This is a genomic window from Rhizobium ruizarguesonis, from assembly GCF_012349115.1.
GTDB lineage: Bacteria > Pseudomonadota > Alphaproteobacteria > Rhizobiales > Rhizobiaceae > Rhizobium > Rhizobium ruizarguesonis.
Map to the genome: position 1 here is coordinate 282,947 of NZ_PQIG01000078.1, position 15,757 is coordinate 298,703.

Annotated in this window: 15 protein-coding genes; 6 read left to right on the forward strand and 9 right to left on the reverse strand. The window is 62.4% G+C overall.

Going from position 1 to position 15,757, the window contains the following annotated elements; genetic code table 11:
* Nucleotides 1–287: 287 nt before the first annotated feature.
* A complete protein-coding gene (locus C3Y91_RS17430; protein ID WP_003549758.1) occupies nucleotides 288–764 on the reverse strand; it encodes an Lrp/AsnC family transcriptional regulator in 477 nt (158 codons plus the stop codon).
* A 216-nt stretch (nucleotides 765–980) separates the two neighbouring features.
* Between C3Y91_RS17430 and C3Y91_RS17435 the strand changes: the two genes are divergently transcribed.
* A complete protein-coding gene (locus C3Y91_RS17435; protein ID WP_130663847.1) occupies nucleotides 981–2,306 on the forward strand; it encodes an NAD(P)/FAD-dependent oxidoreductase in 1,326 nt (441 codons plus the stop codon).
* A gap of 112 nt (nucleotides 2,307–2,418) precedes the next feature.
* On the opposite strand, the gene C3Y91_RS17440 is transcribed toward C3Y91_RS17435, so the two are convergent.
* From C3Y91_RS17440 to C3Y91_RS17455, 4 genes are read right to left on the reverse strand one after another with little or no spacing between them, the layout of a single operon-like run.
* Complete coding sequence (locus C3Y91_RS17440; protein WP_130663848.1) at nucleotides 2,419–3,270, reverse strand: alpha/beta hydrolase; 852 nt, start codon at nucleotides 3,268–3,270, stop codon at nucleotides 2,419–2,421.
* Nucleotides 3,271–3,281: 11 nt separating this feature from the next.
* On the reverse strand, nucleotides 3,282–4,769 hold the full coding sequence (locus C3Y91_RS17445) for an NAD-dependent succinate-semialdehyde dehydrogenase (protein WP_130663849.1): 1,488 nt from the start codon (nucleotides 4,767–4,769) through the stop codon (nucleotides 3,282–3,284).
* 14 nt (nucleotides 4,770–4,783) lie between these two features.
* Nucleotides 4,784–6,013 carry an iron-containing alcohol dehydrogenase gene (locus tag C3Y91_RS17450; RefSeq protein ID WP_130663850.1) on the reverse strand — a complete coding sequence of 410 codons (1,230 nt, stop codon included), beginning with the start codon at nucleotides 6,011–6,013 and terminating at the stop codon, nucleotides 4,784–4,786.
* On the reverse strand, nucleotides 6,010–7,044 hold the full coding sequence (locus C3Y91_RS17455) for an Ldh family oxidoreductase (protein ID WP_130673770.1): 1,035 nt from the start codon (nucleotides 7,042–7,044) through the stop codon (nucleotides 6,010–6,012). The genes C3Y91_RS17450 and C3Y91_RS17455 overlap by 4 nt, the downstream gene beginning before the upstream one ends.
* Nucleotides 7,045–7,140: 96 nt before the next feature.
* Here C3Y91_RS17455 and C3Y91_RS17460 point away from each other — a divergent pair, with 96 nt between their 5' ends.
* Together C3Y91_RS17460 and C3Y91_RS17465 are read left to right on the forward strand one after the other, a co-directional pair.
* Complete coding sequence (locus C3Y91_RS17460; protein WP_168575625.1) at nucleotides 7,141–7,839, forward strand: GntR family transcriptional regulator; 699 nt, start codon at nucleotides 7,141–7,143, stop codon at nucleotides 7,837–7,839.
* Nucleotides 7,840–7,895: 56 nt separating this feature from the next.
* A complete protein-coding gene (locus C3Y91_RS17465) occupies nucleotides 7,896–8,489 on the forward strand; it encodes a DJ-1/PfpI family protein (RefSeq protein ID WP_003562944.1) in 594 nt (197 codons plus the stop codon).
* Between the two features lie 72 nt (nucleotides 8,490–8,561).
* Here the strand turns inward: C3Y91_RS17465 and C3Y91_RS17470 are convergent, their stop codons facing one another.
* From C3Y91_RS17470 to C3Y91_RS17485, 4 genes are read right to left on the reverse strand one after another with little or no spacing between them, the layout of a single operon-like run.
* Nucleotides 8,562–9,752, reverse strand: coding sequence for a M24 family metallopeptidase (locus C3Y91_RS17470; protein ID WP_130663852.1), 1,191 nt, complete (start codon nucleotides 9,750–9,752; stop codon nucleotides 8,562–8,564).
* 32 nt (nucleotides 9,753–9,784) lie between these two features.
* Nucleotides 9,785–10,198, reverse strand: a complete 414-nt coding sequence (locus C3Y91_RS17475) for a cupin domain-containing protein (RefSeq protein WP_024319601.1) — start codon at nucleotides 10,196–10,198, stop codon at nucleotides 9,785–9,787.
* A gap of 25 nt (nucleotides 10,199–10,223) precedes the next feature.
* A complete protein-coding gene (locus C3Y91_RS17480) occupies nucleotides 10,224–11,066 on the reverse strand; it encodes a phosphoenolpyruvate hydrolase family protein (RefSeq protein WP_130663853.1) in 843 nt (280 codons plus the stop codon).
* An 11-nt stretch (nucleotides 11,067–11,077) separates the two neighbouring features.
* Nucleotides 11,078–12,274: a Tm-1-like ATP-binding domain-containing protein gene (locus C3Y91_RS17485; protein WP_130663854.1), complete on the reverse strand. Its 1,197-nt coding sequence runs from the start codon at nucleotides 12,272–12,274 to the stop codon at nucleotides 11,078–11,080.
* Nucleotides 12,275–12,373: 99 nt separating this feature from the next.
* Here C3Y91_RS17485 and C3Y91_RS17490 point away from each other — a divergent pair, with 99 nt between their 5' ends.
* The 3 genes from C3Y91_RS17490 to C3Y91_RS17500 all read left to right on the forward strand — a co-directional run bounded on the left by C3Y91_RS17490 (nucleotide 12,374) and on the right by C3Y91_RS17500 (nucleotide 15,757).
* Nucleotides 12,374–13,012 (forward strand): TetR/AcrR family transcriptional regulator, encoded by a 639-nt coding sequence (locus C3Y91_RS17490; protein WP_018482341.1) that lies wholly within the window; start codon nucleotides 12,374–12,376, stop codon nucleotides 13,010–13,012.
* 372 nt (nucleotides 13,013–13,384) lie between these two features.
* The gene (locus C3Y91_RS17495; protein WP_018482340.1) at nucleotides 13,385–14,695 is read left to right on the forward strand and encodes an ABC transporter substrate-binding protein; all 1,311 of its coding nucleotides are present in this window, start codon (nucleotides 13,385–13,387) and stop codon (nucleotides 14,693–14,695) included.
* 156 nt (nucleotides 14,696–14,851) lie between these two features.
* Nucleotides 14,852–15,757, forward strand: coding sequence for a carbohydrate ABC transporter permease (locus tag C3Y91_RS17500; RefSeq protein WP_018072905.1), 906 nt, complete (start codon nucleotides 14,852–14,854; stop codon nucleotides 15,755–15,757).

The window sequence follows — 15,757 nt, forward strand, 5'->3', positions numbered from 1 at the left end:
CTTGCCAGACACGGCGCGCACCCGGTCGGGTCGTGTTGAAAAGCCTGGACTACACGGCACGAGATCTGCAAGTGGCAGCGAACATGGCTTTGGAAAGCAAGCCCGAAATTCTGTCGCAAGTCCTTCCAACCAGTATGGAACTTACACTTATAGGGAGAACAACCTGCGACAGAGAATCAGCATCTGCTTAGGACCGATTGGATCGGGGAAAGGCAACGGGGTGAGGTCGGTCTGGAACCCCGAAATCTTGTGTTTGAGCGGGGCTCCGGCTGCGGTCCTCTCGCCGGCTAATGCGGAAACAAGGTGGTTAGCGGCATGTGGGCCTTGATGATCGGCGATTTCAGGACGACGAAGCTGAAATACTTGTCGATGCCGACGTCCATATCGGTGAGGCGCTCCATGATCGTCTGGTATTCGTCGATGCCGGCGGTGACGAATTTCAGCAGATAATCGTAGCCGCCCGAAACCAGATGGCATTCGATCACCTGGTCGACCTTCTCGATCGCCGCCAGGAAGCGGGCGAAATCGATCTGCCGATGGTTTTTCAGGGTGATTTCGGTGAACACAGTCAGCGTCTGCCCGAGTTTGCTGACGTTGATCTGGGCCGAATAACCTTCGATATAGCCCTCCGACTGCAGCTTCTTCACACGCATCAAGCAGGGGCTCGGCGAGAGATTGACCAGTTCGGCGAGTTCCACATTCGTGACGCGGCCGTTCTTCTGCAGTTCGTAGAGAATTTTTACGTCGATCCGGTCGAGTTTCATCGCACACGCCCTCAATGACGCAGCAGATTATGCTGCCTGTTTCCCAGACCAACCTTAGCACATGATGCTGGCCTGTCGATCGCGTTGCGAGACAGGCCGAAGCACAAACGGCTGCTGGCATCCTCCCAACACGGAATCTTCTGCTGCCACCAACCGATCTCCGGCAAAGCCGTGGCGTCGGATCCGCTACACTACTGTTAAAACGGAGACGCTCCCATGCCCGCACCGCTCAATCGCGTCGATACCACGCCTGAACTGCCTTCCACCGCTGATGTCGTGGTCATCGGCGGCGGCATCGTCGGCGTTTTCGCGGCCTATTATCTCACCCGGCGCGGATTGAAGGTCGCCCTCGTCGAGAAGGGCCTGGTCGGCGCCGAGCAATCAAGCCGCAACTGGGGCTGGTGTCGCCAGCAGAATCGCGACGCGCGCGAATTGCCGATGTCGACGAAGAGCCTCGACCTGTGGGAGCGCTTCGCCATTGAGACCGGTGAGGACACCGGCTTTCGTCGTTGCGGTCTCTTCTACCTCAGCAATAGCGACGAGGAACTGTCCGGTTGGGCCCGTTGGCGCGATTTCGCCCGCTCGGTCGGCGTCACGACGCATATGCTGAGCAGCGCCGAGGCAACCGAACGCGGGCGCGCCACCGGCACCTCTTGGAAAGGCGGGGTGTTTTCACCGACCGACGGCACCGCCGATCCGGCGAGCGCTGCGCCGGCCGTCGCGCGTGCGATCCTTAAACTCGGGGGCACGGTGCATCAATCCTGTGCGGCCCGCGGCCTCGACGTCGAAGGCGGCAGGCTCTCGGGCGTCGTCACCGAGCATGGCACGATCCGCACGAAAATCGCGATCCTGGCCGGTGGCGCCTGGGCCTCCTCCTTCTGCCGCCAGCTCGGCATTCGATTTCCGCAAGCCTCGATACGCTCCTCGATCCTCTCCGTATCTCCGGGCGCAGGCAGCCTTCCGGATGCGCTGCATACATCCGCCGTTTCGGTGACGCGACGCCGCGATGGCGGCCACACGCTGGCGATCAGCGGCCGCGCCCGCGTCGATCCGACGCCACAGCAGTTCCGCTTCGCGCGGCAGTTCCTGCCGATGTTCGCCCGGCGCTGGCGCAGTCTCGCACCCGGTGGGTTGGAAGGGTTTCGTTCGGGTCACGAATCTCTGGCCCGTTGGCGGCTCGACAGGCCGACGCCGATGGAGCACATGCGCATCCTCGACCCGACGGTCGACGAGGCCACCATTGCCCTCACCCATGCGCGGGCGCTCGAGCTTCTGCCCGCCTTGAAGAAGACCGCCATCAGCGCGGCCTGGGCAGGCTATATCGACAGCACGCCCGACGGCGTGCCGGGGATCGGCGAGATCGCCACCCTGCCGGGTTTCATCCTTGCCGCCGGCTTCAGCGGCCACGGCTTCGGCATCGGGCCTGGCGCCGGTCATCTGATTGCCGATATCGTCACAGGCGACGAGCCGATCGTCGATCCCAGGCCCTATCATCCCGACCGGTTCGGGGGATCCGCCTGGGGCAAAGTGGCGGATTTTTAGGACTCGGTCGGGCTTTGCGCGACGTTCGACGACGCGGATCGGCACGACTTGGTACCGGCCATAGGAGCCGATGCATCACGCTTCGATTGCCACGATCACGAAAGGCCGGCGGTCAAGGGAAGGTGTATCGCTTCGGTTCCTCACCGGCATTATTGGCAATAAAGGCGCGCAATGCCGCCGCCACGGGCGTGCCAGCGACGGCGAGATCGCGTACCGTGCTCATGTGATTGCCGTCTGCGACCTGCGATGCCCGTACGTCAAGCCCTTGGGCGGCAAGAATGTCCCTGAACGCGTTTGCCTGTATTTTGAACGGATCAGTTTCCAGTTCGCCGGTCATGATAGCGACACGCGTTGCAGGATCGTGCTCTTGATGCATGGGCGTAAACCGTCGCACCTCCTCGTCGCTCAAGGCGATCTCGTCACGCAGGAAGGACGTCTGCAGGGGTTCGAGATCGTATAGCCCGCCAAGCAGGAAAGCAGCAACTACGCCCGAAGGCGCTGGCGAACGATGGAAGAGAAAGGTTGCAAGATGTGCACCGGCGGAGTGGCCACTGACGGAGAACCGCTTTGACGTGGCGCCAAAACGATCGGCATGCGCGAGTAGAAAAGCCTTGGCTTTCAGGACCTGACCAACAAGGACGTCCATTCTCGCCATGGGCATCAACGAATAATCGACGATGGCTGCGACCGTGCCAGCGCCGGTGATGGTCTCAGCGACGCAGGAATAGTCCTCCTTGGAAAACATCCGCCAATAGCCGCCATGGATGAACATGTGGATCGGCATGTCCGAGCCGGCACTGTTTGGCAGGAAGATATCGAGCGTCTCGCCAGGCAAAGCCCCGTAGGCGATGTTGGCCTCCATGGCGACAGTGCGCCGCGTTGCAAGGCTGCGAGCACGGATATCGCCGACGATCTCGTCGAAATCTGCGACATGGTCACGAATGCGGAACGGATCGGCGGCCACAGGTTCCTCCCTCAGAAACTTGTCGCAATGTACTTGGCTTCCATGAACTCCGCGATACCGTGATGCTGCCCTCCTTCACGTCCAAGGCCGCTCTGTTTCACACCGCCAAAGGGGGCAGCGGGATCGGAGACCAGTCCACGATTAAGGGCGATCATGCCGGCCTCGACCTTGGAGGCGACCCGCATGCCGCGGCCAATGTCGCGGCTATAGATGTAGGCGGCGAGGCCATATTCCGTATCATTGGCGGCAGCGATGACCTCTGCCTCGCTCTCGAAACGGTAGAGCGGCGCGACGGGACCGAAAATCTCCTCGCAGCCCATGTCGGAGGCCGGGGCAACATCGACAAGCACCGTCGGCGGATAAAAAAAGCCGCGTCCTGCCAATGTTCGTCCGCCGCAGAGCGCGCGCGCGCCGCGCGAAATGGCGTCCGCAACAAGGCGCTCGATCTTCTCCATCGCCTTGCGCGTGATCATCGGACCGCACTCGGTATCCAGATCCACACCCGGGCCGACCCTGAGGGCGGCCATGCGTCGGGTAAATTTTTCCGCGAAGGCATCGTGGATACCGGACTGGACATAAATGCGGTTTGCCGCCGTGCACGCCTCGCCCGCATTGCGCATTTTCGCGACCATCAGACCTTCGATCGCCGCGTCAATGTCCGCATCGTCGAAAACGATGAACGGCGCGTTGCCGCCGAGTTCCATGGAACAGGAGATGACATTTTTCGCCGCTTCCGCCAGAAGCGTGCGGCCGACGCCGGTCGAGCCTGTGAAGGAGAGTTTACGCACGCGCGGGTCGGCCAGCATGGCGGCGATGACGGGGCCTGGCGTCGATGTTGTCATCACGTTCACGACGCCCGGCGGCACGCCAGCCTCCTCGTAGAGAGCCGCAAGCGCATAGGCCGTCAGCGGCGTCTCGCTCGCGGGCTTCAGGATGACGGTGCAGCCTGCGGCAAGGGCAGGCGCGATCTTGCGGGTCGCCATCGCGGCCGGGAAATTCCACGGTGTGATGAGAACGCAGATGCCGATAGGCTGGTAATCGACGACGATGCGGTTTCCGCCGGCCGGGGCAAGGCCGAACTCACCAGAGATCCGCACCGCCTCCTCGGCGTTCCAACGAAAGAACTCCGCCGCATAGGCCACCTCGCCGCGCGCGTCACGCAACGCCTTCCCGTTCTCGAGCGAAATGAGCCTGGCAATCGTTTCGGAGCGCTCCACCATAAGTTCGAAGCAGCGGCGCAGGACCTCGGAACGCTTTCTCGGCGGGGTCTCGCGCCAGCTTTCCGCCGCGCTTGCGGCAGCCTCCACGGCCGCTGCCGCATCCGCAAGGGTCGCATCCGGCACGGCGGCAATGACCGCCTCGGTCGAGGGGTCGATCACCTCGATCCGACCCTCGCCCGCCGCAGGCCGCCAGGCGCCGCCAATATAGAGGCCGCGGGAGAACGCGCTGAGCTCGAAGGGATCGGAGTCTGGATGCGCAGAATGCTGGTTGAGGTTCATGATGGTTTCCCAGGTCAGAGGGCGGAAGCGGCCAGGTCGCCGTCATAGGCGGCGCGCACGAGGCCGCGCATGGCGGCCGCATCGAAGGAGCGTGGATTATTCTTGATCAGCCGGCCGATGCCGAGCGCCTGCTCCGCGGCCCAGTCGATCCGGTCTTCCGGCAAGCCGAGCCCGGCAAGTGTCGGCGCGATGCCGATCGCGGCGAAGAGACGGCTCACCTCGCCGATCGCGGCATCGGCAATCGTTTCATCGTCCGCCACTCCGGTGGGATCGAGACCGAGCGCCCTACCGACAATGGCGATGTCCGCGCCCGCGACGCGGCGATTATATGTCATCACATAGGGCAGCATGGTCGCAACCCCGAGGCCGTGCGGCGTATGGGTCAAGGCACCGACCGGATATTGCACGGCATGGGCCGCAGCGGTGCCCGCCGTTCCGAAGGCGCAGCCGGCTGCGAGCGCGCCCATCATCACATCGGCGCGCGCATCGATGTCGGCGCCGTCGACGAAGGCCTTTTCCAGGCTCCGGCTGAGGAGCCGGATGGCATGCAGCGCGAACTGGTCGGAGAGATCGCTCTTGCCGATGAAGACATGCTGCTGCGCGAGTTCAGGATCGCCGGGGCGGCGCATAGCCGTGAAGGCTTCGATGGCATGCGTCAACGCATCCGCACCGGCAATCGCGGTGAGACCAGGCGGGCAGGATAAGGTCAGTTCCGGGTCGCAGATCGCCGCTGCGGCGATGAGATATGGGCTGGAAATGCCAACCTTCAGGATACGGTCAGGATCGGAAACAACCGCGACCGGCGTCACCTCGGAGCCCGTGCCTGCCGTCGTCGGCACGGCGATGACCGGCAGGACAGGCGCCGGCACCTTGAACTCACCGTAGTAATCGGCGAGCGCGCCGCCGTGAGCGAGCAGGAGCGAAGCGCATTTCGCCATGTCGAGACAGCTGCCGCCACCGATGCCGATCACCATATCGGGCTCAAAACCGCGCGCGGCCTCAACGCAAACCGCGACCGTATCTTGCGGTACGTCCGGCAGCGTGCGGTCATGCACCAGGACGACAATGCCGGCCGCTTCAAGTGCGGCGATCATTTCCGCGAAAACGGGTGTTGCGGCAAAACGCGCATCCGTGCAGACGAGTGCGCGCCGGCCGGTCCTGCTGGCGACGCTCGCGAGCGCATGGCGCTGGCCGACGCCAAACAGGATTTCCCGCGGCAGCCTCAAGGCGGCAAACAGGCTCATAATCTTTGTCCCTCGAACGCCAGGATGCGGGGGCGCGAAAGCGCGTTGAGGTCTTCCCAGAGGCGCTGGTCGATCTCGAACCCGTTGCGGCTTGCCGCCGCCCGCCGCCCGCGGGCACGATCGCCAGGGACGAGAACCGGTTCGCCGGCGCTGGCGGGTGGTGAACCGCGCACGGCATCGAGATAGGTCGACAGTCGCGCCGGCAGTCCCGGCGCCAGACTGGGCTCGATCAAGATGAAGACATCGCCCTTGTTGCATGGCGACTGGCTGTCGAGCGTGCCGCGCACATCCGGCGCGAGCGCCGAGCCGGCAAGAGCTGCCACCAGCAGCTCCATGGCGATGCCGAGGCCGTAGCCCTTCGCGTCGCCGAAGGGCGCAATCGCGCCGGCCTTGGCACGCCCCGGATCGGTCGTCGGGTTGCCGGCCGCATCGCGCGCCCATCCCTCGGGAATGGGTCTGCCGGTCGCCGCGTGATGATGGATCCTGCCCATCGGCACGAGGCTGGTGGCCAGGTCGAGCACGAGCGGTTCCTCGGCGGTCGGCACGGCGACAGCAATGGGATTGGTGCCGAGCATGGCCCGGGTACCGCCGAAGGGATGGACCAGTGCCTCGCTCGACGAGAGCGCGATGCCGACGAAACCCATTGCGGCGATGGCCTCCACATAATGCGCAAGCATGCCGAGATGGTTGGCATTGCGCACGGCGACAAGGCCGATGCCAAGATCCGGAATGTGAGGCGCCAGCCGCTCGATCGCGGCCATGGCGACGACGGGGCCAAATCCCGACGACCCCTCCACCTCCAGCACCGCATCCGCGCGCCAGCGCTGGGTGCCCTTCGTCTGCGGGTCAATGACCCCGCGCTCGATCCGTTCGACCAGCCGTGGAAGCCGGTACAGGCCATGCGAGGGGTGCCCCTTCATCTCCGCCGTTACCAGGACGCCAGCCTGCAGGGCCGCATGGTCACGCGGTGCGCCATGCTCTTCCAGCAGGCGGGTGGCAAGTGCAAGCGCTGAGGCTTCGGATATGCGCATGATTTTTCCTCCCTATATTAAATCGTATAGGATATAGGATTGTCTTGGCCGCAGCATCGTGCTAGCGATTGAACCTGTCAAGAGGCAAGGCAGCAGATGATTTCAACGAAACCGAAGGAACCCTCAACGGGCACAACCCAGATACCGCGCGCCAACAGCCTGGCGGGCGACGTCTACGAGGCAATTTTCAACCAGCTCATGTCGTTGAAGATTGCGCCGGGGACGCGCATCACGGTCGACAACCTGGTCAAGGAGTTCAACGTCTCCCATACGCCGATCCGCGAAGCCCTCGGCCGGCTTGAAGGCGAAGGCCTCGTCGTCAAGCAGCATCTCGTTGGCTATCGTGCCGCGCCCCAGATCAGGCGCCACCGCTTCGACGAGCTCTATGAACTGCGTCTGCTGTTGGAACCTGCCGGCGCTGCGAAGGCGGCCGAGGCGATGAACGACGAAAAGCTGGCCATTCTCACCGAGGCCGCAGGCGTGATGACACGCAGCGACGATAGGGACGAACGAGCGAACTATTCGGCCTTTGCGCGCCAGGACGCCATCTTTCACGACCGGATCATGGAATTTGCCGGCAACGAGTTGATCCGCGAGATGCTGACATTCCAGCACACGCATTTCCATATCTTCCGCCTTATGTTCCATCGCCGCGTCACCGAGGAGGCGCTTGCCGAGCATCAGACGCTGCTCGATGCCTTTGCAGCGCGCGACCCGGGCGCGGCTGCGAACGCAATGCGCATTCATATCGAACATTCGCGCGACCGGCTGTTGCCGGCATTCGACGAAATCTGAGCAACCGCGCCGGGCAAGGACGAGCCTGCCCGACCTGACAACGAGGAGGAGAACCCATGCCAGGCAAGAAAATCCTGATGCTCACCGGCGATTTCACCGAGGAGTACGAAATCTTCGTCTATCAGCAGGCGATGGAGGCGGTCGGCCACACGGTGCACGTCGTGTGCCCGGACAAGAAGGCCGGCGACATCCTCAGGACGTCGCTGCACGATTTCGAGGGAGACCAGACCTACACCGAAAAACTCGGGCACAACGTCACCATCAACAAGACGTTTTCCGAGGCCGAGAACCAGCTCGACCAGTATCATGCCGTCTACTGCGCCGGCGGGCGCGGACCGGAATATATCCGCACCGACAAGCGGGTGCAGGCAATGGTGCGTCATTTTCACGAGCAGAAGAAGCCGATCTTCACCATCTGCCACGGGGTCCAGATCCTGATTGCGGTCGACGGTGTCGTTCGCGGCAAGAAGGTGGGTGCACTTGGGGCCTGCGAACCCGAAGTCACCCTGGCGGGCGGGACCTATATCGACCTCTCGCCTACCGAAGCCTATGTCGATGGCACGATGGTTTCGGCTAAGGGCTGGACGGCGCTCGCCGCCTTTATCCGCGAATGCCTGAAGGTGCTGGGAACGGAGATCCACCACACCTGAGACGACGGCACCAAGGAACAAAAGGCCCGGCAGGTGACATCTGCCGGGCCTTGTTTGCGGTTGGGCCTGCAATCACGCTCCGCCGCGGTTCCAGCCGCGGCCGCGGTCGCCGAACATTTCATAGCCGCCATCGGTGATGGCGAGCGTATCCTCCAACTTGATGAATCCGCGCTTTGGGTGAAGCATCGTCGTCTCGACCGAGATCACGTTCCCGGCTTCCAGCGGCTTGTCGGCATCGATGCCATCATAGGTGACCGGGTGGTTCGTCATGAGGAATGGCGCTTCGTGGGCAATGAGGCCCATGCCATGGCAGAAAAAGTCGGTGAAGGCCGCCGACGGCGAGGCCTTGAGCTCGGCCTCCGCTGCCACGATCATCTCCCTGCCCGCAGCCCCTGCCCTGACCTTGGCGAAGGCCGCTTGCTGGATGCATTCGACTTCGGCCAGAAGGTCCTCCAGCTCCGCATCCGGCTCGCCGAGCACACCCATGCGGCAGAGGTCACCAATATATCCGTGATAGTTGCCGCCGGAATCGATCGACAGGATCTCGCCCTCGACCCAGGCCTGCGGCGAGCCCGCGCGGTTGTGGCTGGAGCCAAGCGTCAGCAGGCAATATTCGAAGTGCAGGCCGCGGTTCGTTTCCTCCCGGCGCAGCTGCTCGATGATCTCTATCTTCGTCGAGCCGGCGCGAGCCGCCGCGATCGTCGCCAGCATAGAGTCGGTAATCAATTCGGAGGCGCGTCTCAGCTTTGCCAGTTCACCCGGCGTCTTGACGGCCCTTAGCCGCTCCAACACATGCGTGGCATCGACAAATCGAGCGCCATCCAGCCGAGAGGCAAGCAGGTCGCGGGCGTCGGATGGCAGGAAGGCTGGCTCGATGCCGATGCGCCCACCAGCCTTGCCGATTTTCTTCAGGTGCTCGACGGCGAGCCCGGCGGCATCCTGCGTGCCCCATGTCGCCGTATGCACGGCGGGCGTCCAGAATGGATTGTTCTGGTGCTCTGCGCCCTCCATGCGGTTCCCCACATAGGCGGAGTGATCGGGCGCGCCTTTCTCATAAATCACCATCGGCAGATACCGGCTATGCCCGATCGCGTCCATGGCGGCGAAGAAGATGAACTTATAGCCGCCCATGAGATATTGCGTGTTGTGTTTGGAGGTGGCGACGATGACGTCGATACCGGCTTCCTCCATGAGACGGTCGAGCTTGGCCGTATCGAACGGCGTCACGGCGGCCTGCCTTGTTTGCCCTGCATTGTCGTTCATTGTCTTTCCTCCCAGAAAATGGATGCGACGCCTCAGAAGCCCGGCTGCAGCAGGCGGAAGTCCGGCAAATCGCGAAGGGCAAGCTCCGGCCCCGCCGGTGAGTAGACCACGAAGAGGAGCATCGGCCCGCCGCCGGTGTTCTTCGTCGAATGAAAGCGGCTTTCCGGAATATAGATCGTGCAGCCGCTGGCGACCTTTCGCGTGATCGGATTACCCGTCTCGTCCTCGACCATCTGCTCGCCCTCGCCGGAAATCACAAAAATGATTTCCTCCGCGCCAGGGTGATTGTGGCGGGAATGGCCCTCGCCGCTCGGCAGTTCGACGACACCGCCGGAAAACCGGCTGGCGCCGTTGACCTCGGGCGCCACAGTCAGCGACAGCTTGCCCCAGTCGAAGCCGAAGGCGCTCACGTCCTTCGGATAGATGAAGTACTTGTCCTTTACCATGAAACCGCCTCCTCCACATCCTTCTTCAGACGATCGCGCCGATGGCGAGCGCCTTGAAATCTTCGGTCTGCTTGCGAATTGCCGCCTCTGCCGGCAGGCGCTCCATCGAGCTTGCGCCATAAAAGCCGTGGCAGCCAGGGCAACGCTCGAGAACGTAGCGCGCATCCTCCGGCATGGAGATCGGGCCGCCATGGCAGAGCACGATGACGTCGTCGCGCACGGAACGTGCCGCCTTGGTGATCGCGGTGATCTCATCGACGCAGTCATCGAGGGACTTGCCGGAGGTGGCCCCGATCGTGCCGCCGGTCGTCACGCCCATATGCGCCACAATGATGTCGGCGCCGGCGACCGTCATGGCGACAGCCTCGCTCTCGTTGAAGACATAGGGTGTCGTCAGCAGGTCGAGCCCGTGGGCGGTGGCGATCATCTCGACCTCCAGATTGTAGCTCATGCCTGTCTCCTCGAAACTCTGCCGCATCCGGCCATCGAAGAGGCCGATTGTGGGGAAGTTCTGTACGCCGGAAAAGCCCATTGCCTTGAGGTCGGCGAGGAAGCGCGGCATCAGCACGAAGGGGTCCGTGCCGTTGACGCCGGCGAGAACCGGCGTCTTTTTCACGACAGGCAACACTTCGAGCGCCATGTCCTTCACAATCTCGTTAGCATTGCCATAGGCCAGCAGCCCGGCCGCCGAACCGCGCCCCGCCATGCGGTAGCGCCCAGAATTGTAGATAATGATGAGGTCGATGCCGCCTGCCTCCTCGGCCTTGGCGGAGATACCGGTGCCGGCACCGCCGCCGACGATTGGCACGCCGGCTGCGATCATGCTGTGAAATTTTTCGAGGATGGTCTTGCGCGGTATGGCTGGCATCAATTTGTCTCTCAGGGGTTGGCGATGTCACGATAGGCCGCGACGGCGGCCTCGGCGAAGTGCGGATCGTTGATATGGAGCGGCAGGCGAATAAGACGTCGCGATGCCGTCGGCTTCACCGTCGCCTCGAGCGCGGCAAAAAGCGCGGCGTCGGCTTGCGGATCGAAGAACGGACCGCCTTCGATGTCGAGGGCCGAAACGCCCTTTTCGGGAATGAGGAAGCGTACGGGGCCGTGGCAGAGATTGAGCTTGTCGCCGATCCAGCCGCCAATCTGCGCGCATTCGGCCGACGTCGTGCGCATCAAGGTGACGTTCGGGTTGTGGCGGTATAACAGCCGGCCGGCATAGCGCTCCGGAACGGTCTCCGGCGCCCAGAAGTTCACCATGTCGAGCGCACCGACCGAGCCGACATAGGGCAAGCCTTTGCGAGCAATGGCGCCAAAACGGTCCGAGGTGGCTGGCAAGACGCCGCCGAAAAGCAGGTCACAGACCTCGGTCGTCGTGATGTCGAGCACGCCTGAGACCAGTTCGCTGTCGGCAAGCTTCTCCATCGCGCGCCCACCCGTGCCTGTCGCATGGAAGACCAGGCAATCATAATCCGCTCGGAGGCGCTCGACCATGGCGGATACGGCAGGTGTGGTAACGCCGAACATGGTAAGCCCGAGGGCCGGTTTGGATGCAGTCACCTCAGCCGGCCGGCGGGCCATGGCCGTGATCGCCTGTGCGGCGTTGTGAAGGATGACACGGCTCAGCCGGTTCAGGCCCGCCATGTCCGTGACCGAGGGCATCATCACGATGTCGGAAACATCGACATAGGGCGCCACATCGCCGGATGCGAGCGTCGAGACCATGATCTTTGGCAGACCGAGCGGCAATTGGCGCATGCCTGCAGTGATGATCGAAGTGCCCCCGCCTCCACCGATACCGATGACACCGGCGATGTCCTGGCACTCCACGAGGAAGCGCGCGAAGGCAATGCCCATCGCCTCGACCGCCCTTCCGCGGTCCCCGCTGGCAAGAACGGCTTCCGCCCCGTCCGGATGGCACGCCGCCACTGCGTCGGCCTTCACATCGACGGCGGTCGCAGGCTCGCCTATGCCGACGTCGACGCGGACAACATCCCCGCCCGCCGCTTCGATGCAAGCGGCCAGGTACGCAAGCTCCTCGCCCTTCGTGTCGGCCGTGCCGACCACGTAGATCTGCTTCATTTCCCCTCCGCGACCGGGTGAATTCCTCCCGGCATATCTCACGTTCGGGGCAAAGCGACGGGGCCTTGCAAAATTGTGAGACATGCGTATCATAAAGACATGGATGTCTCACGTCAACAGAACGAAACAGCCAGGACCGAGCGAGGCCCGCGTGCCCGAACGCGAAAACTGATGCTCGAAACGGCAACGCGGCTCATGCAGTCCGGCATCACACCGTCGGTAAGTGAAGTCGCCGAGGCTGCCGAAGTCTCGCGCGCGACGGCCTACCGTTACTTTCCGAGCCAGGCCGCGCTCGTGCATGCCGTGGTGGATGAGGCTCTAGGGCCGATACTCGGCTGGTCGTGCGACAGTCCGGATGCACGCACCCGCGTTGCCGACCTCTTGGCGACCGCGATGCCGCGCATCGACGAGTTCGAGGCCACCTTCAAGGCGGCGCTGAAACTTTCGCTGGACCAGTGGGCGCAGCGCCAGGCCGGCACGCTCGGCAACGAGCCGCTGTTCAAGCGCGGCCACCGGGTCGACCTGCTGAAGAGCGTGACTGCCCCCCTGCAGGGCACCGTGCCGCCCGAATCCCGGGAACGCCTTGCACAGGCTCTTTCGCTTGTCTTCGGCGTCGAAGTGCTGATCGTATTGAAGGATATCTGGGGCCTGACCTCGGAAGGCGCGCAGTCTGTTGCCGAGTGGGCCGCCAAGGCGCTAGTCGATACCGCATTACGGCAGGCAGAGAGCGAGGCATGACGTGGCGCGCCCACACTTGGCGCACCAACTGGTTAGACCAGTGTCAGTAATATATTCTTGTATTGTGGTCTGGATCGGCGATGATGATGAATGTGAGACGGTCCGACAAGACTGCGTCAGCAGGCCCGCAATTGCGGGGGAAAGACGTCGACAGCTCGATGACGAGCCTTTGATGAAAGCTCCCCGAGGTTGCGCTTGACGATAATGGGATTTGGTAATACCAGATCAGGGAAACGACATTCAGGCTTGAGATCTGAAACGAGCTAGGGGTCGAGGAGGACCCCCAGCCCGAACACCACCCAGGAGGATCGGGAAGCCAGATCGGGAGGCCCGCGATGACGCGGGAAGCGTGCATAAATGGGAGGAAACGTTATGCGCAAAACTATGACCGGTCTGTTGGCCGGTGTCGGATTGATGTGGGCCTGCGGAACGTCCGCACAAGCCCAGGAACTGACCATCTTCTGGGCCGAGTGGGACCCGGCAAACTACCTTCAGGAACTCGCCAACGAATATGAGGCTCAAACCGGCGTTAAGGTCACGGTCGAGACCACACCATGGGGCGACTTCCAGACCAAGGCCTTCACCGAGTTCAACGCCAAGGGTTCAGCCTATGACATGGTCGTCGGTGACAGTCAGTGGATTGGGGCGGCGTCAGAAGCCGGCCATTACGTCGATCTGACCGACTTCTTCACCAAGCACAATCTGACCCAGGTGATGGCCCCGGCAACGGTGAAATACTACTCCGAATATCCGTCGAACTCGAAAAAGTACTGGTCAGTTCCGGCCGAAGGCGACGCCGTCGGCTGGTCCTACCGCAAGGACTGGTTCGAAGATCCCAAGGAGATGGAGGCGTTCAAGGCCAAATACGGCTACGACCTCGCCCCGCCGAAGACATGGGCCGAGATGCGTGACATCGCCGAGTTCTTCCACCGTCCAGACCAGAAGCGATACGGAATCGCCATCTACACCGACAACTCTTATGACGGTCTCGTCATGGGTGTCGAGAACGCGATCTTCTCGTTTGGAGGCGAACTCGGCGACTACCAGAGCTACAAGGTCGACGGCATCATCAATTCCGAGAAGAACGTCAAGGCGCTCGAGCTTTATCGCGAGCTCTACGGCTTTACGCCTCCGGGCTGGGCCAAGTCCTTCTTCGTCGAGAACAACCAGGCGATCACCGAGAACCTGGCGGCGATGAGCATGAACTACTTCGCCTTCTTCCCTGCCCTGGTGAACGAGGCGTCCAACCCGAACGCCAAGGTTACCGGCTTCTTTGCCAATCCGGCAGGCCCGAACGGCGAGCAATTCGCAGCGCTCGGCGGCCAAGGCATATCGGTCATCTCCTACTCAAAAAACCAGGAAGAGGCGATGAAATTCCTCGAATGGTTCATCAAGGACGAGACCCAGAAGCGCTGGGCTGAACTCGGCGGCTACACGGCAAGCGCCAAAGTGCTTGAATCCCCGGAATTTCAGAACGCCACGCCTTATAACAAGGCCTTCTACGAGACCATGTTCAAGGTCAAGGACTTCTGGGCAACACCTGAATATGCCGAACTGCTGATCCAGGCGAACCAGCGCATTTATCCCTTCGTCACCGCCGGCCAAGGCACGGCGAAGGAAGTGCTCGACTCTCTAGCAGCGGACTGGAACGCGACGTTCAAGAAATACGGACGCAATAAATAGCAAACGCCATCAGCGGAGGGGCTCCGTCGCCCCTCCGTTGCATTCTGCATCTCGCGCCCAAAGGCGCGGTTCGAGAGGGCGCGGCGCCCGGAATTCACCTCGCGCATCGTGATGCTTTTTCCGGCATCCGGCGCCGACTCTCGGAGGAGGAGAGGATTGGCCACCGCAGTCATGACATCGCTGGACACGAAATCGCGTGCCGCATCTCGCGGCATGAGCGACATCCGAATTCGCAATCTCTTCATCATTCCGACGATCCTGTTCCTGATCGTCTTCAACATCTTTCCGCTGATCTATTCGCTCGGCTATTCCTTCACCGACTTTCGCGCCTCGTCGAACGCGCCGGCGAACTTCGTCGGCCTGCAGAACTACCGCGACCTGCTGAACGATCCTTTCATCTGGTCGAATTTCGCCATCACCGCGAAATATGTGATCGTCTCTGTGACGGGCCAGGTGATCGTCGGCTTCGGCACCGCGATGCTGCTCAACCGCGACATCCCGCTGAAGGGTCTTCTGACGACGCTGCTGCTGCTGCCGATGATGCTCTCGATGGCCGTGGTCGGCCTCTTCTGGAAGCTGCTCTACGACCCCTCCTTCGGCATCATCAACTACGCTCTCGGCCTCGGCTCCTTCGAGTGGCTGTCGAATCCGGACATGGCGCTCTATGCGGTCGCGATCACCGACATCTGGATGTGGTCGCCCTTCGTGATGCTGCTGTCGCTTGCCGGCCTTTCGGCCGTGCCGAAGCATCTCTACGAGGCAGCGGCGATCGACCGGGCGGGCCCGTTCTATACCTTCTTCCGCATCACGCTGCCGCTGGTGGCGCCGATCCTGATGATCGCAATCATCTTCCGTACGATGGAGGCCTTCAAGACCTTCGACCTCGCCTACATCCTGACCAGCCAACCGACGACCGAGGTGATCTCCATCCGGCTCTACAAGATGGCCTTCCAGGAATGGCAGACGGGGCGCTCCTGCGCACTCGCCTACATCGTGCTCGTCATGGTTCTCGCCATCACCAACATCTACGTCAAGTACCTCAACAAAGTGAAGGAGCGCTGA